This window comes from Accumulibacter sp. (assembly GCF_036625195.1).
Lineage (GTDB): Bacteria > Pseudomonadota > Gammaproteobacteria > Burkholderiales > Rhodocyclaceae > Accumulibacter.
In genome coordinates this window covers 312,941-334,848 of record NZ_JAZKUG010000001.1, presented here as the reverse complement: position 1 = coordinate 334,848, position 21,908 = coordinate 312,941, and the positions used below count along the sequence as shown (strand labels likewise).

Annotated in this window: 14 protein-coding genes and 1 pseudogene; 13 read left to right on the top strand and 2 right to left on the bottom strand. The window is 66.8% G+C overall.

Translation table 11 applies throughout. From position 1 onward, the window contains the following. The first annotated feature begins 7 nt into the window (after positions 1 to 7). The 8 genes from V5B60_RS01550 (at position 8) to V5B60_RS01515 (ending at position 15,277) form a co-directional block, all read left to right on the top strand. A complete protein-coding gene (locus tag V5B60_RS01550; protein WP_332350380.1) occupies positions 8 to 2,848 on the top strand; it encodes a helicase-related protein in 2,841 nt (946 codons plus the stop codon). Between the two features lie 214 nt (positions 2,849 to 3,062). After that, positions 3,063 to 4,601 (top strand): ATP-binding protein, encoded by a 1,539-nt coding sequence (locus V5B60_RS01545; protein ID WP_332345277.1) that lies wholly within the window; start codon positions 3,063 to 3,065, stop codon positions 4,599 to 4,601. A gap of 22 nt (positions 4,602 to 4,623) precedes the next feature. After that, a complete protein-coding gene (locus V5B60_RS01540) occupies positions 4,624 to 8,565 on the top strand; it encodes an Eco57I restriction-modification methylase domain-containing protein (protein ID WP_332345276.1) in 3,942 nt (1,313 codons plus the stop codon). Between the two features lie 20 nt (positions 8,566 to 8,585). Further along, on the top strand, positions 8,586 to 9,788 hold the full coding sequence (locus V5B60_RS01535) for an AAA family ATPase (RefSeq protein ID WP_434735355.1): 1,203 nt from the start codon (positions 8,586 to 8,588) through the stop codon (positions 9,786 to 9,788). Then, on the top strand, positions 9,785 to 10,366 hold the full coding sequence (locus tag V5B60_RS01530; protein WP_332345274.1) for a DUF4276 family protein: 582 nt from the start codon (positions 9,785 to 9,787) through the stop codon (positions 10,364 to 10,366). The genes V5B60_RS01535 and V5B60_RS01530 overlap by 4 nt, the downstream gene beginning before the upstream one ends. A 23-nt stretch (positions 10,367 to 10,389) precedes the next feature. Continuing rightward, a complete protein-coding gene (locus tag V5B60_RS01525) occupies positions 10,390 to 12,837 on the top strand; it encodes an McrB family protein (protein ID WP_332345273.1) in 2,448 nt (815 codons plus the stop codon). Further along, positions 12,834 to 14,135, top strand: a complete 1,302-nt coding sequence (locus tag V5B60_RS01520; protein WP_332345272.1) for an McrC family protein — start codon at positions 12,834 to 12,836, stop codon at positions 14,133 to 14,135. Before V5B60_RS01525 ends, V5B60_RS01520 begins: the two co-directional genes overlap by 4 nt. Then, positions 14,132 to 15,277 (top strand): HNH endonuclease, encoded by a 1,146-nt coding sequence (locus V5B60_RS01515; RefSeq protein ID WP_332345271.1) that lies wholly within the window; start codon positions 14,132 to 14,134, stop codon positions 15,275 to 15,277. Before V5B60_RS01520 ends, V5B60_RS01515 begins: the two co-directional genes overlap by 4 nt. On the opposite strand, the pseudogene V5B60_RS01510 reads toward V5B60_RS01515, so the two are convergent. After that, positions 15,246 to 15,458, bottom strand: a pseudogene (locus V5B60_RS01510) (ADP-ribosylglycohydrolase family protein); the annotation flags it as partial. The gene V5B60_RS01515 and the pseudogene V5B60_RS01510 overlap by 32 nt on opposite strands. A gap of 196 nt (positions 15,459 to 15,654) precedes the next feature. On the opposite strand from V5B60_RS01510, the gene V5B60_RS01505 reads away from it, so the two are divergent. Continuing rightward, a complete protein-coding gene (locus V5B60_RS01505; protein ID WP_332350378.1) occupies positions 15,655 to 16,140 on the top strand; it encodes a low molecular weight protein-tyrosine-phosphatase in 486 nt (161 codons plus the stop codon). 13 nt (positions 16,141 to 16,153) lie between these two features. On the opposite strand, the gene V5B60_RS01500 is transcribed toward V5B60_RS01505, so the two are convergent. Beyond that, positions 16,154 to 16,783, bottom strand: coding sequence for an NUDIX domain-containing protein (locus V5B60_RS01500; protein WP_332345270.1), 630 nt, complete (start codon positions 16,781 to 16,783; stop codon positions 16,154 to 16,156). Between the two features lie 167 nt (positions 16,784 to 16,950). Between V5B60_RS01500 and V5B60_RS01495 the strand changes: the two genes are divergently transcribed. The 4 genes from V5B60_RS01495 (at position 16,951) to V5B60_RS01480 (ending at position 21,819) form a co-directional block, all read left to right on the top strand. Then, on the top strand, positions 16,951 to 19,353 hold the full coding sequence (locus tag V5B60_RS01495) for a penicillin-binding protein 1A (protein WP_332345269.1): 2,403 nt from the start codon (positions 16,951 to 16,953) through the stop codon (positions 19,351 to 19,353). 223 nt (positions 19,354 to 19,576) lie between these two features. Then, a complete protein-coding gene (locus tag V5B60_RS01490) occupies positions 19,577 to 20,113 on the top strand; it encodes a DUF924 family protein (RefSeq protein WP_332345268.1) in 537 nt (178 codons plus the stop codon). A 113-nt stretch (positions 20,114 to 20,226) separates the two neighbouring features. Beyond that, the gene (locus V5B60_RS01485) at positions 20,227 to 20,859 is read left to right on the top strand and encodes a LysE family translocator (RefSeq protein ID WP_332345267.1); all 633 of its coding nucleotides are present in this window, start codon (positions 20,227 to 20,229) and stop codon (positions 20,857 to 20,859) included. A 42-nt stretch (positions 20,860 to 20,901) separates the two neighbouring features. Next, positions 20,902 to 21,819, top strand: coding sequence for a YihY/virulence factor BrkB family protein (locus V5B60_RS01480; RefSeq protein WP_332345266.1), 918 nt, complete (start codon positions 20,902 to 20,904; stop codon positions 21,817 to 21,819). The last annotated feature ends 89 nt before the right edge of the window (positions 21,820 to 21,908 follow it).

The window sequence follows — 21,908 nt, the reverse complement described above, 5'->3', positions numbered from 1 at the left end:
GAGAATGATGAACACCCAGACCCGCTTCCAGCCTGGCAGCCTCGTTTCCGCCCGCGGCCGCGAATGGATCGTCCTGCCGCAGTCCGACAGCGACACCCTGCACCTGCGCCCGCTCGGCGCGGCCGAGGACGATGCGACGCTGATCTTCCTGCCGATCGAGCGTCAGCCGGTGACGCCTGCCAGCTTCCCCTGGCCGACCGTGGCGCAAAGTGCCAGTTACGCAGCGGGCCAGTTGCTGCGTGACGCCCTGCGGCTCAGGCTGCGCAGCGGCGCCGGGCCGTTCCGCAGCTTCGGCAACATCGCCGTCGAACCGCGTGCCTACCAGCTCGTGCCGCTGCTCATGGCCCTCAAGCAGGAAGTCGTGCGCCTGCTCGTCGCCGACGACGTCGGCATCGGCAAGACCATCGAGGCGGCGCTGATCGTCCGCGAGCTGATGGACCGCGGCGAGATCGGCCGCCTGAGCGTCCTCTGCCCGCCGCACCTGTGCGAGCAGTGGCAGCGCGAGCTCAAGGAACGCTTCCACATCCAGGCGGTCGTCGTCCGCAACACCACGGCGGCGCGCCTCGAGCGCGGCCTGCCGGCCAACCAGTCGGTTTTCGAGGCCTACCCGTACACTGTGGTCAGCCTCGACTACGTCAAGTCCGACCGCCGCCGCGACGAATTCCAGCGCGCCTGCCCGGAATGCGTGATCGTCGACGAAGCCCACACCTGTACCGTCAGCGGCCAGGGCCGGCAGCAGCGCCATACGCTGCTCAAGGGGCTCGCCGAGAACGCGGAGCGCCACCTGATCCTGCTCACCGCAACGCCACACTCCGGCGACGAGCAAGCCTTCTTCAACCTGCTCGGCTTGCTGAACCCGAGTTTTCGCGAGTTGCAGGATGCCGCACCCGGCGCCCGCCAGCCGCTGCGCGAGCAGCTCGCCCGTCACTTCGTCCAGCGCCGCCGGCCGGACATCGAGGAATGGCAGGACCGTCAGGTCTTCCCCGAGCGCCTGACCGCCGAGATCACCTATCAGCTCACCGGCGCCTGGGGCCGTCTCTTCGACGAAGTGCTCGCCTACGCCCGCACCCTGGTCGAGCGCGCCGAGGGCCAGGGTGCCCTGCGCCAGCGCATGAGCTGGTGGGCGGCGCTCGCGCTGCTGCGCTGCATCTCGTCGTCGCCGGCGGCTGCCGTCAACGCCTTGCGTACCCGACTTGCCAGCGGCACGCTCGGGGAGGGCGAAGACGCCGCTCAGAGCCTCGAAGAGGCTGAGGCGCTGGGCCGCGAGCGCGTGCTCGACGGTGCCGAGGACGACCTCAGCACGCAGGACATCGAGCCGGCCGCCCGCACGGAAGACAGCGCGCTGCTCAGCGAGCTGATCGACGAGGCCGAGTCATTGTCCGGGCCGGGACAGGACCCGAAGCTCAAGCGCCTGCTCGACCACCTCGGCGAGCTCACCGGCGCCGGCTTCCAGCCGGTTGTCTTCTGCCGCTACATCGCCACGGCGCATTACGTTGCCGAAGCTCTGCGCAAGGCGTTCAAGAATTACCGGGTGCAGGCGGTCACCGGCGAATTCGCGTCCTCCGAGCGCGAAGCGGCGGTCGACGCCATGGGCGAGGCAGAAAAGCGCATCCTCGTCGCCACCGACTGCCTGTCCGAGGGCATCAACCTGCAGCACCTGTTCACCGCCGTCGTCCATTACGACCTGTCGTGGAACCCGACCCGCCACGAGCAGCGCGAGGGCCGCGTCGACCGCTTCGGCCAGAAGGCGCGCGAGGTGCGCAGCACGATGCTCTATGGCCGCGACAATCCGGTCGATGGTGCCGTGCTGCAGGTCATCCTGCGCAAGGCCGAGAGCATCCGCAAGGAACTCGGCGTGCTGGTGCCGATGCCCGACGACGAAGGCAAGCTCACCCAGGCACTGGTCGGCGCCGTGCTGCTCAGGAAGGGCAGCGTCGCCAGCGTTTCGCCGCAGCGAACGCTCGACTTCGGCCAGCCGGCGCTGGAGATCGAAACCGCCTGGCAATCGGCCCGTGAGCGCGCCGCGCGCAACCGTACCCTGTTTGCGCAGCGCCGCCTGAAGCCCGAGGACGTGCTGCCGGAATGGCAGAAGACCGTCGCCGTCCTCGGCGGCGAGGAGGACGTTGCCCGCTTCGTCCGCCGTGCCGCCAGCCGCCTTGGCGCGCCACTGGAAGCGACCACCGGCGCGGTCGCCGGCCACTGGAAGCTGCACGCCGGCAGCCTGGCCTCGCCCGCGCTGCGCGAGCGCCTCGCCGGCGAGGGGCTGGTTGGCACCCTGCGCATCGACTTCCACCAGCCACCGGCGCCGGCCGCGCGTTTCATCCACCGCACCCATCCGCTCGTCGCCTGCCTCGCCGATCACCTGCTCGAGCATGCCCTCGACGACGAAGCCGTCGCCGATGCCGCGACCGACATCGCCCGCGCCGGCGCCATCTTCACCGCCGCCGTCAGTGTCCGCACCACGGTCCTGCTGCTGCGCCTGCGCCACCAGCTCACGGTCACCCGGCGCCAGCGCTCGCGCCTGTTGCTGTGCGAGGAGACGGTCACCGTTGCCGTTGCCGAAGGGCAGGGCGACGGCCTGTTGGCCGGCGATGCCGTGCGCGAACTGCTTGCGGCCGAACCCGACCGCAACATGCCGCCACCGCTGCGCGATCACCACCTGCAGCAGCAACTCGACCGCCTGCCCGCCCTGCAGCCGGCCCTCGAAGGTCTCGCCCGCGACCGTGCCCAGGCATTGCTCGACGACCACCGCCGCGTGCGCGAAGCTTCCGGCAGCACCGGCGACTACCGCGTCACGCCGAGCCTGCCGGTCGACGTGATGGGGGTCTTCGTGCTCGTTCCAGCCTAGCGCCCGGTCCGATCACGACACGACAAGGCCATGAATTCTTGGGTGTTTCAGGTGGCGGTCAGGTTGAGCGTCGACCGCCGTGCCTAATCCGACGGAACAGTACAACTCCCCGGGCGGGCTTTCGGCATCCCGAATTGGTTTTGCAACAAACGGTTTTTAAAGGGATTTTTGAAATAGACTGGATAGCGTAAGAAAAATTACGTAAAAGAGATTTATGACATCCTGGAAGTTCTACGGCCGCCGCGACGAACTGGAGGCAATCAAGCTGCTGCTCACACGCGGGCGCTGGTATTTCTGCGCGATCAGCGGCCGCCGGCGCATCGGCAAGACCTCGCTGATCCGCGAGGCGCTGCTGGCAGCGGGGGGTGAAAGCGGCTCGGCCGCGGCGCTTTACGTGCAGATTCCCGATAGCGACGAGCGCGATGTCGTATCGGTCTTTGCCGATGCGCTCGCCGCCTTTGCCGATGCCAACCCCGGTCGTCTGCCGGCTACTCTGGCGCTCGACCGGCTGCGGCGCTTCTCGGACATGGCACGTGCCATCGGGGTGCTCTGCCGAGCCGGCATCTTTGTCGTCGTCGACGAATTCCAGTATTTCAACCGCAAGTCGCTCGCGGCATTCACCTCCTTGCTGCAGGCCGAAGTCGACGCGCTCACCGGTTCCGCCAGCGGTGGCATCTTCGTTCTCGGCTCGATCCATACCGAGATGACCGCGCTGCTCGAGGATCGTGGTTCGCCGCTCTATGCCCGCGTGACCGACCGCCTGACGCTCGACCACTGGGATTTCGCCACGCTCTTTCAGGTCTTTGCCGACCAGGGGCTGGACAGCCCGCGCGACTGGCTGACTTTCTGGGCAGTCTTCGAGGGTGTTCCCAAGTTCTACCGCGACTGTGCCTATCAGGGCACTTTCGCGGCCGATGGCCGCAGCGCTGCCGACCGGATCATCGACACCCTGTTTCTTTCGGCCCGCGCGCCGCTGCTCGAGGAAGCCGGCACCTGGTTCCTGCGCGAACTGCGCGGCGCCGGGGTCTCGCTGCTGCGCCTGCTTGCACGCCAGCAACCCTGCGCCCATCAGCAACTCTCCGCCGCCTATGCTGAAAGCCTTGGCGACAGCCGCTCCTTCGCCACCTATCTGGCGACGCTGATCGACCGCTACCGCCTCGTCGAACGGCTCAATCCGGTATTCGCGCCGGCGAGCAATCGCCAGGCTCGCTACCAGATCAGCGACAACTTCCTCGCCGCCTGGCTGGCGGCCATCGAGCCGGCGGTGCAGGCGGCGCGCGTCCAGCCACCGGGGCAGGCGCTGCGCATTGGCGAAGTTCGCCTCGAAAACCACGAGGGCCCCACCTTCGAGCGCATGGTCCGCAAGCTGATGGCCGAAGCGTCACGGCGCGGGGTCGCCGATTTTCCGCTCACCGAGTTGGTGCACGGCTACTGGAACCGGCCGCGCGATGCCGCCCGCCTAGTCGAGATCGACATCGTTGCCGTCAATGAAAACGACCGGCGTGTTCGTTTCGGCAGTTGCAAGCGCGCTGCCGCCAAACACACTCCGGCAGCACTCGCCACCTTCGGGCAGCACGTCGACGATTTTCTCGCCACCGCCACCGGCCGCCGTTTCAAGGGCTGGCAACAGGAGCGCGCGCTGTACTCCCCGGTGTTCGCCCCCGCCGAGCGCCAATCCCTGGCAGCCCAGGGCTACGCCTGCGTCGACCTCGCCGACTATCACCGCTGGCTGACGCCGACCGATTCCCGCTGACTTTCTCCACGCCAGGACGACCATGGCCCGCCGTACCAACGAACTCGCCTTCACCGCCCTGAGCATCGAGGGCGCACTGCTGGCGCCCGACTTCCTCAACAGGATCGCCCACCTCGAAGCCGCCGGGCAGGGCGAGGCCGACTACGACATCCCGCGCGGCCTCAAGCTGCGCGACGAGATCGGCCGTTACTGGAAGATCGCCGAGAACCTCTGGCAGGACTTCGCCGCCCGCCGCGCGCGTGCCGACCGCGATCCGTTCACGACCACCGCGCACCATTTCCTCGTACCCTTCTGCCGCCAGGTGCTCGGCTTCGGCGACATCCGCCGCGTCGGCGCGGTCGACCTCGCCGGGCGCAGCTTTCCTGTCGGCTGGGCCGCCGCCGACGGCCGCGTGCCGCTGATCTTCGCCGGCCACGACCAGCCGCTCGACAAGCCCGGCCCGCGCCACGGCGACGGCAGCCGCCGCCGTTCGCCCTTCCAGCTCGCGCAGGAGTACCTCAATGCCCATCACGCCTCGCTCTGGGCGTTGGTCGGCAACGGCCTCCGGCTGCGTGTCCTGCGCGACAACCCGAGCCTGACCCGCCCGGCCTACGTCGAGGCCGACCTCGAAGCCATCTTCAGCGAAGGCCTCTACCCCGATTTCACCGCTCTCTGGCTCTTCGCCCACGCCAGCCGCTTCGGCCAGGCCGGCGCCGAACCTGCTGACTGCCCGCTCGAAAGCTGGCGCAACGCCGCCCAGGAAGACGGCATCCGCGCCCGCGACCGCCTGCGCGACGGCGTTGCCGACGCCCTGCGCGCCCTCGGCACGGGCTTTCTCGCCCACCCGGCCAACTTTGAGCTGCGTCGCCGCATCGAAGCCGGCGAACTCGCCACCCAGGCCTTCTTCGAGCAACTGCTGCGCCTCGTCTATCGCTTCATCTTCCTCGCCACCATCGAGGACCGCGAACTCGTCTTCGCCCCCGACGCCAGCGCCGAGGCAAAAGCCCGCTACCTCGCCGGCTACAGCCTCGGGCGGCTGCGCCGGCTCGCCGCACGCCACCGCAGCTACGACCGCCATGCCGACCTCTGGCAGGCGCTGACCATCACCTTCGCTGGCCTCGGTTCCGGCCAACCGGCGCTGGGTTTGCCCGCCCTCGGCGGCCTCTTTCACGCCGCCCAGTGCCCGGAGCTCGACGCCGCCCAGCTCGACAACCATGCGCTGCTCAGCGCGCTCTTCGGCCTCTGCTTCTTCCGCGAGGGCGCCGCACTCTCGCGCGTCAATTACCGCGACATGGATTCCGAGGAACTCGGCAGCGTCTACGAAAGCCTGCTCGAATTGGTGCCGGAGATGACGTTGAGCGCAAGCGTCCGCCGTTTCGGCTTCGTCGGTGACGCCGAGGCCGGCTCGAGCCGCGGCAACGCGCGCAAGCTCACCGGCTCCTACTACACCCCCGACAGCCTGGTGCAGGAGTTGATCAAGAGCGCCCTCGACCCGGTCATCGCCCGCACCCTCGCCGACAACCCGCAGGCGCCGGTCAGGGCGCTGCTCGAGCTCACCGTCTGCGACCCCGCCTGCGGCTCCGGCCACTTCCTGCTCGCCGCCGCCCGCCGCATCGCCGAGGAAGTCGCGCGCCTTTCCGCCACCGATGGCAACCCGCTGCCCGCCGACTATCGCCATGCCCTGCGCGACGTCGTCGCCCACTGCATCCACGGCGTCGACAAGAACCCGATGGCCGTCGAGCTCGCCCGTACCGCGCTCTGGCTCGAAGCCTACTCGCCCGACCGCGCGCTCACCTTCCTCGACCACCACCTGCGCTGCGGCGACGCGCTGCTCGGTATCGTCGACCCCGCCGTGCTCGACGCCGGCATCCCGGACAAGGCCTTCGACGCCCTTTCCGGCGACGACAGGGAAGCCGTCAAGGCGCTCAAGAAAGCCAACCGCGACGCCCGCAAGGCCATCGACAAGGCGCGGGCGCAGGCTGCGGTCAACCTCACCCTGGGCCTCGAATCCGCCGCCGACGCCGCGGCGCTCGACGCCTTGCCCGACGCCACGCTGGCCGAGCAGGAAGCCAAGCGCGCCGCTTTTGCCGACGCCGAGGCGAAAAGCTACGCCTCGCGCGCCCGCCTGGCGGCGGACATCTTCGTCGCCGCCTTCGTCCTGCCCAAGACGGCGGTCACGCAAGCGACGGTGCCGACCAGCCAGGACCTCTGGCTGGTGATGAATGGCGGCGACCCGCGGCCCGGTGTTGCCAAGACGGCCGGCGATGCCGCGCGCTCGGCGCAGGCCTTCCACTGGTGGCAGGCTTTTCCGCAGGTCAAGGCCAAGGGCGGCTTTTCGGTGCTGCTCGGCAACCCGCCGTGGGAGCGCATCAAGCTGCAGGAGGAGGAATTCTTCGCCAGCCGCAGCCCGCTCGTCGCCGAAGCGCCGCACAAGGCCGAGCGCGGGCGGCGTATCGAACTCCTGCGCGAGGGCCGGCTGCTGCATGTGCTCTACCCGGAGGTCGAGGCGGCGCAGGGGCTGCAGCCGCCCAATGCCGCCGAACAGCAACTGCACGCCGATTTCCTCGCCGCCCGGCGCAGCGCCGAAGCGGCCAGCCTGTTCGCGCACGACGCCGGGCGTTACCCGCTGACCGGCGTCGGCGACGTCAATACCTATGCGCTGTTCGCCGAGACCTTCGCCCAACTGGTCGCGGATACCGGGCGAGCGGGGTTCATCGTCCCGACCGGGATCGCCACCGACGACAGCACCAAGGCCTTCTTTGCCGACCTGACCCAGAGCGGCCGTCTGGCCAGCCTCTACGACATCGAGAACCGGGAAGCGGTATTTCCGGCGGTCGATAGCCGCATGAAGTTCTGCCTGCTCACCCTCGGCCGCGCCGCCGCCGCTGACTTCGTCTGCTTCGCCACTCAGGTCGCGCAACTGGCCGACCCGCGCCGCCGCTTCCGGCTGACGCCCGACGAATTCCGCCTGATCAACCCCAACACGCTGACCTGCCCGGTCTTCCGCAGCGAGCGCGATGCCGAGCTGACCAAGAAGCTCTACCGCGCCGCGCCGGTGCTGATCGCCGAAGGGCCGCCCGAGCGCAACCCGTGGGGTCTTTGGCTCCATTCTCGGTTGTTTCATATGGCTGAAGACAGCCAGCACTTTATTGACTCCGCAGGTTCAAATCGGCTGCCCCTCTACGAGGCGAAGATGGTTCACCAGTTCGACCATCGCTGGGCGACCTACGGTGCTGACGGCACCAGCGGCGATGTCGCGGTCGACGCCAAAAGAGACCCGAATTTTGCGGTAACGCCGCGTTACTGGGTCGACGCGGCAGAACTCGAATCCCGCCTCGCTTTAAGAAGATGGCAGCGCGGCTGGCTGATGGGCTGGCGGGACATCACCAATGCGACCAATGAGCGCACGGTGATCGCGTCGGTGGTGCCGCGGGTTGGGGTGGGGAACAACCTGCCGCTGATGTTTTTTTCGCCGCGCCAGGATTGGCGTCCATGTGCCGCGCTGCTCGGCAATCTCACCTCGCTAGTCTTCGATTTCGTCGCCCGCCACAAGACTGGCGGTACGCACATGAACTATTTCATCTACAAGCAGTTGCCGGTGCTCCCGCCCGACCGCTACAGCGCATCCGACGTCGCCTTCATCGTCCCGCGTGTCCTCGAACTGAGCGACACCGCCCACGACCTCGCGCCGTGGGCCGCCGACCTCGGCTACGTCGGCCCGCCCTTCGCCTGGGACCCCGACCGTCGCGCCGTCCTGCGCGCCGAACTCGACGCCTGCTACGCCCGCCTCTACGGCCTCAGCCGCGACGAACTGCGCTACATCCTCGACCCCGCCGACATCATGGGCGCCGACTACCCCTCCGAGACCTTCCGCGTCCTCAAGAACAACGAAACCCGCGAATTCGGCGAATACCGCACCCGCCGCCTGGTCCTGGAAGCCTGGGACCGGCTCGCGGCCGGCGGCTGCCAAGGTAACCAACGATGAACGAGATCAGGGATTTTGTGATGGCATCGAGTGTGTTCATCCGCCGGGTTCGGGCCAAGAATTTCAAGAGCATCGCCGCCTGCGATGTCGAACTCGGGCCGCTGAGCTATCTGGTCGGCCCGAACGGCTCGGGAAAGAGCAACTTTCTCGACGTTCTGCACTTCGTCAAGGACGCCTTGCAAGGCTCGCTCGAGAATGCGCTGCATTTGCGTGGCGGCCTTTCCGAGGTGCGGCGCCGCTCTGGCGGGCATCCGAACCATTTCGGCGTGCGTCTGGATTTTCGTCTGCCGGATGGACGGGATGGCCGTTACGCTTTCAACATCGGGCCGCGGCCAGCCGGCGGTTTCGAGGTGCAACAGGAGGAGTGCGCGATTGCCGGTCCGGGTGGCGGTCCGAGCTATCGGGTCGTGCAGGGCGCGCCGGAAAGAACGAGCGAAGAAGTCTTTCCGGTCAGCACGCCGGATCGCCTGGCCTTGGTCAACGCCGGGGGGCTGCCGGCATTCCGGCCGGTATTCGATGCCTTGAGCCGGATGACTTTTTACAACCTCAACCCGCGAGTCATTCGTGATCTGCAGAAGCCGCAGGATGGCTCGGCATTGAAGTCGCTCGGTGAGAACATCGCCAGCGTGCTCGCCTTCATGGAGCGTCAAGCACCGGAAGACAAGGCGCTGGTCGAGGACTATCTCAAACTGGTCGTGCCGTCGGTGCAAGGCGTCGAGCGAGCCGGCGTCGGGCACATGGAGACCCTGGTATTCCGTCAGGACATCGCGGGCTCGAAACAGCCGTGGCGTTTTCCGGCCAACAGCATGTCGGACGGGACCTTGCGGGCGCTGGGTATTCTCGTTGCCTTGTATCAGGGTGGAGGGAGCGGCCGCCCCAGCGTGGTGGGCATCGAGGAACCGGAGGTGGCGCTGCATCCGGCGGCGGCAGCGGTGGTGCGCGATGCGTTGACGCGGGCAGCGACGCGCAGTCAGATACTCGTCACCAGCCATAGTCCCGAACTGCTCGACGATGCTTCCGTTGCCGTGGAAAGTCTGCTGGCGGTTTCCGCGCGTGCGGGCGTTACCAAGATCGCGCCAGTTGACCAGGCGTCGCGCATGGCTATTCGCGAAGGCTTGTTCACGGCCGGCGAATTGCTGACCCTGAACCAGCTCGAACCCGATCCGAGCCGTCTGGCCGATCCGGAAGGGCGGCAGCTGAAGTTGTTCGGGGCCGAGCAATGAGCCACATCGTCTGTATCGTCGAAGGTGACGGGGAGGTCAAGGCGGTTCCCCTGTTGCTGCGCCGGATTGCCGAGGCGAGAGGGGTATTCGACCTGAACGTGAGTCCGCCCATCCGCGTGCATCGGCATCGCTTCCTCCAGCGTGAGGAAGAGTTCCACCGTCATGTGCGGCTTGCCGCGGCCAAGGCCGGGGATGGAATGGTACTGGTTCTGTTGGATGCCGATGACGATTGCCCGGCCGAACTTGCGGCGGCGATTGAGACACGGGCCCGGGAGGTTGCGGGACCCGTCCGGCTGGCGGTCGTGCTGGCCAATCGCGAGTATGAGGCCTGGTTTCTTGCCGGTGTGGCTTCCCTGGCGGGCAAGCGCGGGTTGCCGGAAACGCTGCAGGCGCCGGTTGCTGCCGAGGCGATTCGCAACGCCAAAGGATGGTTGGGTGAGCGCATGGCGAGCAGGGGCTATCACCCAGTGAGTGACCAACCGGCCCTGAGTGCCATGCTCGATATCGATCTGGCGTGCGCCCACAGCCGTTCCTTCCGCAAATTCGTGAAGGAATGCGAACGGGCGCTTGCCGAATGAGCATCGAAAACAAGGGGGGTTGAGTGGATCTAACGAGGACCGAGGGCGATCGTCAGGCGCAGGACTTGCTTTGGAACAGCTTCCTTGCGAAATTTCCGCTGGCAAGCTTGTCATCGCTGACGCTGAGCGAATACACCCAGGCTGGCGATCCCGATTCCTTCACCAGCTGGATCGAAAGCCGGCTGGACGGGATGGGCAGCATCTGGGGTGGCTCCGCCTTCAAGTTCGGCATCTATTCGCGCAAGGACAAGAGCGACAAGGCCGGGGGCGAAGGCAACAGCTACTCGGAGGGCTACGGCTGGTATTCCAAGTACGGGGTGGATGAGGAAGCCGCGTTCGGTCAGATCCGTAGCCTCGTTGCCGGGGTGGCCGCGGCGGCGGCAAGGGGCGATCTGGCGACGATCGAAGCGGCCGATCTCGGACAGGCGTTCAAATGGAAGATCGCGTTCCATTATCAGGACCGCCAGAACCCGCGCATCGTCGCCATCTTCACCACCGCGCCGCTCCTGGCGTTTCTCGGCTCATCCGACACGTCGCAGAGCATGGCCGACCTGCAGGCGGCGGTCATGGCGCAGAAGGGCACAGACGAGGAGGTCCTGGATTTCGGCGCGCGCGTCTGGAAGGTCTGGAGCGAGAAGGCGATCAAGGTGTTCAAGCTGTCGCACGGCAACGATGGCAGCTTCGCGCCGGGGGAACGCGAAAAGCTGGCCGAACAGCGCATTGCGGTGCTGCATCGCGACACCGGGGCAGGGCAGGCGAAGAAGTTCCGGGAGGCGGCGGAAGGCTCCGTGTTCTATCTCTGTTACGGCAACGACGTTCGCGCCCTGGCACGGCTTGCCGGACCGGTCCGCCCGTCGGCCAAGGGCGAGGAGTGGATCGAACGGCCCTATGAGCTTCTGCTGCAGTGCCAGGGAAACACTGCTGATGCGGGGGCCAGAAAGAAATGGGCGCCGGGCGGTAACTCGACGTTCTGGCAGGTGCCGCCGGATCAATTGATGCCCTTCGAGGAAACACTGCTCAAGCCTTGCTTCGGCATCAAGCTGGAGGATATTCCGGAGCTGCAGCCGATGGGGCCCGGCGGAACAGGCGGCCAACCAGGAAAAATGGAGCAAGAAATGCAAGGACCATTGAACCGCATCCTCTACGGCCCGCCGGGCACCGGCAAGACCTACCGCGCGGTGGCCGAGGCGGTGGCGATCATCGAGGAGAGACCGGTTCACGAACTGAAGGCGGTCGACGCGTATCCCGGAACCAAGAAGCGCTTCGACGAGTACCGCGCCGGCGGCCAGGTCGAGTTCGTGAGCTTTCACCCGTCCTACACCTACCAGGATTTCGTGGTCGGCATCCGGCCTTCGACCGAGGGAACGAGTGTGGTCTATTCGGTCGAGCCGGGGCCGTTGAAGCGCCTCGCGGATGCCGCCGAGGAGAACTGGCGGGCTTCGCGGCTGACGGCGGGCAACGCGCTCACCGACATGCAGCGCTTCGACCGGGCCTTCGACCGACTGCTCAAGGACATCTCGAATGCGTCGGAGCAGTTCGTCGAGATGACGCTGCACGGCGGCAAGAAGACACAGGCGCGGGCCGGCAAGCAGGGCAAGGGAGTGATCCTGAGCAAGACCGAGGAGAGCCTTCGCTACAACGTGGCGCGCCAGAGGCTGGCGGCGCTGTGGCCGCAAAGGGAGAAATTCAAGGCGCCGGGCGACATGGAGACGTGCACCTACAATCAGTCCTTCTTCTTTGCGGTGCTCAAGCATCTGGAAGCGCTCGACGGCAAACTGGGTGTGCCCGAGGAGCGTTCCCCGGAGCCCTTGAGAAACTTCGTACTGGTCATCGACGAAATCAACCGCGGCAACATCGCCAAGATTTTCGGCGAGCTGATCACGTTGATCGAGGACGACAAGCGGCTCGGGGCGGCCAACGAACTGAGCTGCTGCCTGCCCTATGTCGACCCGGAAGAGGAACCGGCATTCGGTTTGCCGCCCAATCTCTACATCGTCGGGACGATGAACACGGCCGACCGCTCGATCGCGCTGCTCGATACGGCGCTGCGCCGCCGCTTCGTGTTCGAGGAACTGATGCCGGATTTCAGCGTGCTGTCGTCTGCTGCGGTAGACGGCGTGGAATTGCCCAGATTGCTCGACACGTTGAACCGGCGCATCGCCTACCTGTTCGACCGCGACCACACGCTGGGCCACGCTTACTTCATGGGCATCAAGGCGTTCGCCGATCTCGAGCATTGCCTGCTGCGCAAGGTGATCCCGCTGCTGCAGGAATATTTCTTCGAGGACTGGTCGAAGATCAGGCTGATTCTTGGCGACACGCACAAGAGGAAGGAGGCACAGATCGTCCGCGTGCTTGACGTCGATGCGGCGAAGCTGTTCGGCGATGGCGCGGAAATCGGCGATGGGCGGTCGATGTTCGAGGTGGCGCCCAAGCTGACGCCGGGCATGGTCAAGGCGATCTACGAATGAGCCTGGTCAGCTTCCGGGAGTACGAAAGAATCCCGGTCGTTGAGCGCTTGGCGTCGCCTGCCGAACGGAAGTTGTCGGTCGCCGAAATCGATGCGCTGGATGCGCTCGCGGCGCGACTGAAAATTCCGCTCATCGAGCACCTGTCGCGCAGCCGGGTGCGGCCGGCGCAGTACGTCGGCGCCGTGTTCGTGGCGGGGCGGACGATCGAGCTGCTGCCCAAGATCGAGCGGACGGAGGGCGAATGCGAACTGCCCACGGTGCGCCAGAACCTGCTGAAGATGCTCCTGGTGGCCTGCGACCTCGACGGGGCGACGCCCGGTCAGGCGGCGCTGGAGCATTCCGACGATGGCTGGCTGGACATCCTTCTGCGCCTCTTTGCGCGGGCGCTGGCCGACCAGCTGCGGCGCGGGCTGATCCGCCGCTACCGCGCGGAGGCGGACGACCTGCCGGCCGTGCGCGGCCGCCTGCAGATCGAGGAACAGCTGCGGCGCAACCTCGTCCATCGCGAGCGCTCGGCCTGCGAGTTCGACGAGTTCGACGAGGATCATGCGTTGAACCAGCTGTTCCGCGTGGCGATCCGGCGGATGTTGCGCGTGGCCTCGAACACCGTGACCCAGCAGGCGCTGCGCGAATTGCTGCCGGCCTTCGAGGGTGTTTCGGATGTTGAACCGACCGGCGACTGGCTGGCCCGCGTGACGCTCGACCGCATCGACGAGCGCTTCGGTCTCTGCCTCGGCATGGCCAGGCTGTTCCTGCAGGGAACGACGACCGGCCTCTATGCCGGGGGCCGGAGTTCGTTCGCCTTGCTGTTCGACATGAACGACCTCTTCGAGAAATTCGTCGCCCGCACCCTGCGCCGGCAATTGCGCGGTTCCGGGCTCGAGCTGTCGATTCAGGACGTGCGTTTCCATCTGGTGCGCGATCCGCAGACCGAGCAGCGCCTGTTCCGCCTGCGGCCGGATATCGTCGTGCGCCATCGGGAGGCGGTCTGCTGCGTCGTCGATACGAAGTGGAAGCGGTTGTCGCCGGAGGAACGCAAGCTCGGCATCGCGCAGGGCGACCTCTACCAGGTGCTGGCCTACGCCGAGGGCTACGCGAGCTCGGCGGTGCTGTTGCTTTACCCTTGGGACCCGACCGGCGGCGCCCATGAGAGCGTGCGCAAGCGGCTGGTTTTCGAGGGCGGGCGACGGTCGACCGTGACCATCGGCGAAGTGGCGCTGGATGAGCTTGCCGCAGTTGGCGAACGGCTGGAGGATTTGCTGCGGCGCGCGGCGATGCTTGAGGAGGTTTCGCTATGAATGGTGAGTATGAACAGCTGATCCGAGACGCGTTCGATGGGCTCGGTAGTTACTCAAAGCTGGCGAATGGCTTCAGATTGAAGTCCCGGCACGGGCAGACCTGCGCGGTGTATTTTTCCGGCAATGCGCCGGGCAATGCGGTCGAGATCGGCCTTGCTCCCACGGCGCTGGCGCCGTTGCTCGGACGGACGCGGGGGGAATTGGCCGAGTGGCTGGGCAGCCAGCCTGCCGCCGGCCGGGAACGAACGGTCTCGGGCCAGCGCGGCAGCTACCCGGTCGGGCTGGCGTTTGCTTCGCGCCGCGATCTGTCAGCTTTCCTTGCCGCTTGGGAAGCCTTCCGCCACAGTCGTGGCGACGCGGTGGCCGCCGCGCCCGGCGGACTGCTGGCGACGCGCATCGAGAAGGCGGCGCAGGACGCGGGTTTCGACCGAACGCCTGAGGCGCGTGACGGCTGGCTGGTTTTCCGCGCGACCGCCTTCGCCGAAGAGCTGGGTGTCCACGCGCTGGCGGCGGATGCGTTCCGGGTCGGCTTTTCCTCCACCGCCTGGGCGGAAAAGGTGGCGGCCGACTGTGGTCTCCCCCTGTCGCGGTCGACCGGCGGCTGGCTGGCCTTGGTCGACGGGGTCGCTGGCTACGCGGCGCTGCACGATTTGCTGCAACGGGCCGGTACGGTGGCGCGTCTGCTGGCCTGGGAGGGCGCCGCAGCCTTCCGGCGCGCGACGCAGGGGCTGCCGGCGACTACCGAAGCCGAGCGGCTGACCGTGCAGCGGGTGGGCCAGGATCTCTTCCGCCAGGCGCTGATCGACTACTGGCAGGGCCGCTGCGCCGTCACCGGGCTGGACATCGTGCCGCTGCTGCGCGCTTCCCACATCAAACCCTGGGCCGACTGCGCGACCGATGCCGAGCGGTTGGACGTGTTCAACGGCCTGCTGCTGGCGCCGCATCTCGATGCACTGTTCGATGGCGGCTGGATCGGTTTTGACGACGCTGGCCGGGTGATTGTTTGTTCAGGGCTATCCGACGCGCAGCGTGCGCTGCTCGGGGTGGACGCGGCGTGGCGGTTGCGCGGGGTCGCGGATCGCCACAAGGCATATCTGGCGTGGCACCGCAACCGGTGGAATCGGAGTCGCCGCTCAGGTTGACCGCGAGACAGATGCCTTCCTCCAGGCTGTAGACGCGCAGGCCGCAGCAGAGGGCGATGGCAAGCGCTTCTTCGCCGACCCAGCCCTGGCCGAGCCGGCGCAGCGCCCGAGCGTGACGACTTCCCACTGGTCTTGATGGCGGGCACGGTTGGCGAAGCTGATGCGACCCGCAACGGCGCAGTGCTTGATGTAGAGATTGCTGGTCAGGTCGTCCGACAGAAGGGTATGCTTTGCAGACGTCGGCAGCGGCGTAGAACGGTTTCGGTCGGCTTCATGGCCCGTCCTTCCTGTGTGTCGCTGTGCGGCGCATTGAACCGTTGTCGTTGGCAACTTGCCGTCTTGACTTGCCGCCAACCGTTGGATTCTGCGGGGTGTGTATGCCGTATCGCGTGCTTTTCGTCTGCATGGGCAACATCTGCCGTTCGCCGATCGCCGAAGCGGTCGCCCGCACCCTGGCGCAGCAGCAGGGTCTCGGGCGCGCGCTCGACTTCGATTCGGCCGGCACGCACGGCCACTATCACGCCGGCGAGGCGCCCGACCCGCGCGCGCGGCGGGTCGCAGCGCGCCGCGGCTACGATCTTTCGCGCCTGCGGGCGCGGGCGGTCATCGACGCCGATTTCGAGCGTTTCGACCGTATCCTGGTGATGGACGAATCCAACCTGGCTGCGTTGCGGCGGCAGTGCCCGGCGGCGAACCGGGGCAAGCTTGGCCTGTTCCTCAACTACGCCACCGGCCTCGGCATCTCCGAAGTTCCCGATCCGTACTATGGCGCCGAATCGGGTTTCGAGCGCGTGATCGACCTTTGCGAACTCGCGGTGCGCGGCCTGCTCGCCGATCTCGCCGGTCGCCGCGACGGTTGCTGAAAGCGGCGGGCGATCAGGCGGACGCCGGCGGCGCTTCGCCGGCGAGCGACCAGCGCGCACGCACCGCTTCGCGCTGGCCGGCAAACCAGAACAGCGCAAGCAACGGCCACGCCGAGTCCGTCTTCCCCTGTTGCGCGAGCAGCAAGGCCTCGGCCGCCGGCAGGCGGACGACGCGGATGTCCTCGCCTTCCTCTGCCAGTCCGTGGATGCCGCCGGCGTTCGCGCTGTCCACCCGGCCGAGGAAGAGGTGGGTGCGCTGCGAGGTCTTCGCCGGGCTGGTGTAGAAGCTGCTGATCGGCAGCAGGTCGAGCACCGTGCAGCCGGCTTCCTCGAGCGCCTCGCGCCGCGCCACCTGTGCCGGCGTTTCGCCGGCTTCGATCAGGCCGGCGACGATTTCGAGCAGCCACGGACCGCGTGCGTCGTTGCGCGCGCCGATGCGGAACTGCTCGATCATCACCACCTCGTCGCGCAGCGGATCGTAGAGCAACACCGCGGCGACGTCGCCCTTCTCGATCACCTCGCGGACGATCGGCGGGCCCATGCCGCCGGCGAACAGCCGGTGCCGCAGGCGCAGCCGCTCGAGGCGGTAGAAACCCTGGTAGCAGATTTCGCGTTCGATGATCTCGACTTCGTCCTGGCGCATGCGTCGCTCCTTTCCGGATGGGGCGAAGTGTAGCGCAGGCGGAGGCGCTGGCCGACGCCTGCCGTGCCAGCGGCAAGACGCGGCGAAACGAATTGACGGCGCCTGCTCGGGTCCATAGCATCAGCAGTCCCGGGCGGCAGCCCTTTTGTTGGTGATGTGAAGCATCGATGGCATCGTTCCGTTCCCGGCTCGGCGAGCTTAAGCAACTGGTTGCCAGGCGTGCCCCGGCCCTTGCCGCGCGCCTCGGCAGCAGCGTCGACGCCCTCCGTCACCCGACGCGGCGCGGGGTGGTCCGCGCGCTGCTGGCGCTGCCGGCGCTGCTGCTGCTCTACGTCCTCATCCTGATTCCTTTAACGCCGGGGATCAGCGACATCCGCAAGGTGTCGTCGGAGCAGCCGGCGCAGATCCTTTCGGCCGACGGCCGGAAGCTGGCCGAGTTCAAGCAGTCCAATCGCGAGTGGGTGCCGCTGGCCGGGATCTCGCCGCACGTCATCGACGCCCTGATCGCCACCGAGGACCACCGCTTCCGCGAGCATTTCGGCCTCGACTGGCGACGCACCATCGCCGCCGCGCTCAACACTTTCAGCGGCGACCGCCAGGGCGGTTCGACGCTGACGCAGCAACTCGCGCGCAACCTGTACCCGGAGGCGATCGGCCGTGATCCGACGTTGATGCGCAAGATCAAGGAGGCGATCACGGCGTTGAAGATCGAGGCCGTCCACAGCAAGGACGAAATCCTCGAGACCTACCTCAACACCGTCCCCTTCCTGTACAACGCCTACGGCATCGAGATGGCGGCGCGCACCTATTTCGACACTTCGGCCGACCGGCTCGACGTCCTGCAGGCGGCGACGCTGGTCGGCATGCTCAAGGGCAACAGCTACTACAACCCGGTTCTCAATCCGGAGCGCTCGCTGCAGCGCCGCAACATCGTGCTGCAGCAGATGGTCCGGCGCGGGAAACTGGACGCCGAGCGGTTCGACGCGCTGCGCGAGAAACCGCTGCGCATCGACTTCGAGCGGCAGAGCGAAGTGCCGGGACCGGCGCCGCATTTCGCCAGGCAACTGCGCAAGTGGCTGATCGCCTGGGCCGACCGCAACGACTACAGCATTTACGGCGACGGGCTGATCGTGCGCACGACCATCGACTCCCGCCTGCAGGCGGCGGCCAACCAGGCCGTGTTCCGCCAGGGCAACGCCCTGCAGAGGATCGCCGACGCCGCCTGGGGCAGACGCTCGGCGTGGAGTCCCGACGTGGACCTCGTGCAGTCGTTCATCCGCGAATCGCCGGAGTATCGTGCCGCGATCGGCAAGGGCCGCACCCCGCAGCAGGCAATGCAGGACCTGCAGGCCGACAAGGCCTTCATGCGCGCGCTGCAGCGACAGAAGACCCAGATCCAGATCGGCTTCCTGGCGATCGATCCGCGCAACGGCCACGTCAAGGCCTGGGTCGGCAGCCGCGACTTCGAGCAGGACGCCTTCGACCATGTGCAGCAGGCGCGCCGCCAGCCCGGCTCGACCTTCAAGCCCTTCGTCTATGGCGAGGCGTTTCGCCAGGGTGCCAAGCCCGGCGACCGGCTGATCGACCAGGAGGTGGCGATCGCCGTCGGCGGCAGCGAGATCTGGCGGCCGACCGATGGCGGGCCGCCCAGTGGTGAGTCGATGACTCTCGCCGATGCGCTCGCCCGCTCGAAGAACACGATCACCGCGCAGCTCATGCAGCAGGTCGGCGCCGCCAGGGTCGCCCGGCTCGCCCGCGACATGGGCGTGCGCGAGAGCAGGCTCGAGGCCGTGCCTTCGCTTGCCCTTGGCACCAGCCCGGTCACCCTGAAGGAAATGGTCAGCGCCTACGGCACGATCGCCAACGCGGGCGTCTACCGCGAGGCACTTCTGGTCAGCCGCATCGAGGACCGCGACGGCCGGGTCATCGAGGAATTCGGCCCGCCAGAGGCCGAGGCGGTGCTCAAGCCCGCGGTCGCCTACACGCTGCTCGACAGCATGCGCGGCGTGATCGACCGCGGCACCGGTCGCGCCATCCGCAATCGCTACGGCATCCGCGCCGACGTCGCCGGCAAGACCGGCACGACGCAGGACAACGCGGATGGCTGGTTCATCCTGATGCACCGGCAACTCGTCGCCGGCGCCTGGGTCGGTTTCAACGACGGTCGCGTCACGCTGCGCAGCGACCATTGGGGGCAGGGCGCGCACAGCGCGTTGCCGGTCGTCGGTGACTTCTTCCGCAACGTCCTGCGCGCACGCATCATCGACCCACGGCTTCGTTTCTCGCCGCCGGAAGAGACCGGATGGTGGGCGCGCATCAAGCGCTGGTGGCGCGAGCTGTTCGCGCCCGAGCCGGCCGTCGCGCCCGAGCGCCGCCGCCGGCCGGTCGAAGCTGCGCCAAGGCCGCAGGCGCCCGACCTACCGCCAGAGCCCGCAACCCGCGGCGTGCCGGAGCCACTCGGGAGCGATCCGCTGCAGGAGAAGATCGACCAGATCCTGCGCGAGAGCGAGGAAGGCGAAGGGCCGCGCGAGGATTCGCCGGCGGCGGCCGAGGCGGCCGGTTCCCGGTGAGGTGGGCGGTGCGTTGCTTGCGGAGGCGATCGGGGCGATCCGCGTCGGTGTCGTGGCGCAGCACCCGAGGCGAAAGCATCGAGCACGCCTTGCCGTTTATCGCCGGGCGATGGCGCTTGCCTGCCGTCGCCCGGTTGCCTCGGCAAGCGGAGGTCGAGGGCGTTGTTTTGTTCCATCAGTTGCACGTTGGCCCCCCCAAGTGGCGAGAGCAAAGGAATCGGGAATGTTCGAAGAGGTTCTGACCTTCTGGTTCAAGGAAATTCAACCGAAGCAGTGGTGGATCGCTGATCCGGTATTCGATGACCTGATCAAGGAGCGCTATCTGGGTCTGTTGCAGCAGGCCGCGGCGGGAGAGCTTGATGAGTGGCGTGTCCGGCCACATGGACGCTTGGCCGAGATCATCGTGCTGGACCAGTTCTCGCGGAACATTCATCGCGGTACGCCGCAAGCCTTTGCCCAGGATCCAATGGCGCTGGTTCTGTCGCAGGAGGCCGTTGCCGCAGGGGCGCTTGCTGTTCTCGGCAGCGATGAGCGCAGCTTCTTGCTCATGCCGTTCATGCACAGCGAGTCGCGTGTGATCCATGTGCGGGCCGAGTCCTTGTTCAAGGCGTACGCACCGCCGGGCAATTACGAGTTCGAGCTTCGCCACAAGTACACCATTGATCGGTTTGGGCGGTATCCACACCGCAATGCAATCTTGGGCCGGTCCTCCACAGCAGAAGAGGTTGAGTTCCTCAAGCAACCGGGGTATGGTTTCTAGAGCCTTCGTCAGTTCAACTTGGCTGTGGCCAACAATTCGCTGCAGGCACGATGTCCCTGACGGGCCGCGGCCTGGGTTCACGCGTTAGCCCTTTTTCTGACAAGGAGGCTACCATGCCCTTCGACATTTCTGTTCTGCCTGTTTTCCTTGCGGCGTCCTTGGTTCTGCTCCTCACCCCCGGACCTGATGTGGCATTCATCGTCGCAACTGGAGTTTCAGAAGGTCGGAGGCCTGCGCTTTGGGCTTCTGCCGGTATTTCATTGGCCATGTTTGCTCATTCCGTTCTTGCTGCTGCCGGGGTTGCGGCAATCGTAGCCACGTCGCCCATTGCTTTTGATGTCATCCGCTTTGGGGGCGCCGCTTACCTGATCCTTCTCGCTTACAAATCCTTTCGCTCAAAGCCTTTCGTCGCAGGCAGTCAAGTCACTGCTCGCTCGCCGGTCGAAAATTTCCGCCGTGGGTTCATGACGAATCTGCTGAACCCAAAGGCCATCTTGTTTTCTGGTGTGTTTCTTCCGCAATTCGCTGCCCCATCCTTCGGGCCGATCTTCCAACAAATTGTCGGCCTTGGTGCTCTCTTGGCTCTGCTTGGCCTGCTATTTCAGGCGGCTTTGTCAATAGCCAGCGGTAGCCTTGGCCAATGGCTCTTGTCGAGTCCTCGCCGTCAGTTGCTGCTTGAACGACTGATGGGTTTTGTCTTTCTCGGCCTCGCTGCAAGGCTTCTTGCCATGGAGCGAAAGGGCTGACCCGGCAGTCGAGACCATGGGCCAGGAGACCCGTCAGCGGTCGTGTTCCCTTCGTTCAGCATGCCCGTAGCCAGTGCGTCGACGCGACAGGTGCTGCGGCACCCGGCGCGCTTCGTGCTGCGTGCGCTGCGCCGCTTCAGCGGCAATCAGGGGCTGCTGCTGGCGGCGGCGATTGCCTACTATGCGTTGCTGTCGGTCGTGCCGCTACTCATCCTGTCGGTGATCGTGCTGTCGCACCTGGTCGACGAGGCGGAACTGCTGGCGACGATCGGGCGCTACCTCGAATGGCTGGTGCCCAGCCAGTCGCACGCCTTCCTTGCGGAGATCGCGAAATTCATGGAACAGCGGGCGGCGGTCGGCGCGGTCCTGCTGCTGACGATGCTGTTCTTCAGCTCGCTGGCCTTTTCGGTCCTCGAGAAGGCGATGGCGGTGATCTTCGCCCATCGCAACGCCGGCGGGCAACGCCACTTCCTGACCTCGGCGCTGCTGCCTTACTGCTTTGTCCTGCTGCTGGCTGTCGCCCTGCTCGGCGTCACCATCGTTTCGATCACCCTCGAGACGGTCGCCGCTGCCAACCTGCACTTCTTCGGCTGGGAGTGGTCGCTGCGCGGGCTGGCAGGCAATCTCCTCCACCTCGTCGGCCTCGGTGCCGAAGTCTGCATCCTGACGGCGATCTACCTGATCATGCCGGTCGGACGGGTGCGCCTGCGCCATGCGCTCTCCGGCGGCATCGCTGCGACGCTGATCTGGGAGGTGATCCGCCGCATCCTGGTCTGGTTCTTCACCACTCTGTCGAAGGCGAGTGTCGTCTACGGGCCGCTGGCGACGGCGGTGGTGGCGATGTTCAGCATGGAGATCGCCGCCACCTTGCTGCTCGTCGGTGCGCAACTGATCGCCGAGTACGAGTGCCTGGGCCGCGAACGCGCGGCGGCGAACGCGACACCGGCCGCGACTGGCTGAACGCCGGTGTGCGCCGGGGCATTGACCCCGGCTCGCCGGCGCGGCGATACTGCGCTGCGGTGGCGGCCTCGGCCGCTGGTCGCGAGCAG

Coding starts and splice junctions, on each gene's coding strand:
- V5B60_RS01500 (WP_332345270.1), bottom strand. CDS start 16,783: ATGCGCCAGGACGAAGTCGAGATCATCGAACGCGAAATCTGCTACCAG.
- V5B60_RS01535 (WP_434735355.1), top strand. CDS start 8,586: ATGGCATCGAGTGTGTTCATCCGCCGGGTTCGGGCCAAGAATTTCAAG.
- V5B60_RS01495 (WP_332345269.1), top strand. CDS start 16,951: ATGGCATCGTTCCGTTCCCGGCTCGGCGAGCTTAAGCAACTGGTTGCC.
- V5B60_RS01505 (WP_332350378.1), top strand. CDS start 15,655: ATGCCGTATCGCGTGCTTTTCGTCTGCATGGGCAACATCTGCCGTTCG.
- V5B60_RS01540 (WP_332345276.1), top strand. CDS start 4,624: ATGGCCCGCCGTACCAACGAACTCGCCTTCACCGCCCTGAGCATCGAG.
- V5B60_RS01550 (WP_332350380.1), top strand. CDS start 8: ATGAACACCCAGACCCGCTTCCAGCCTGGCAGCCTCGTTTCCGCCCGC.
- V5B60_RS01515 (WP_332345271.1), top strand. CDS start 14,132: ATGAATGGTGAGTATGAACAGCTGATCCGAGACGCGTTCGATGGGCTC.
- V5B60_RS01530 (WP_332345274.1), top strand. CDS start 9,785: ATGAGCCACATCGTCTGTATCGTCGAAGGTGACGGGGAGGTCAAGGCG.
- V5B60_RS01520 (WP_332345272.1), top strand. CDS start 12,834: ATGAGCCTGGTCAGCTTCCGGGAGTACGAAAGAATCCCGGTCGTTGAG.
- V5B60_RS01485 (WP_332345267.1), top strand. CDS start 20,227: ATGCCCTTCGACATTTCTGTTCTGCCTGTTTTCCTTGCGGCGTCCTTG.
- V5B60_RS01545 (WP_332345277.1), top strand. CDS start 3,063: ATGACATCCTGGAAGTTCTACGGCCGCCGCGACGAACTGGAGGCAATC.
- V5B60_RS01490 (WP_332345268.1), top strand. CDS start 19,577: ATGTTCGAAGAGGTTCTGACCTTCTGGTTCAAGGAAATTCAACCGAAG.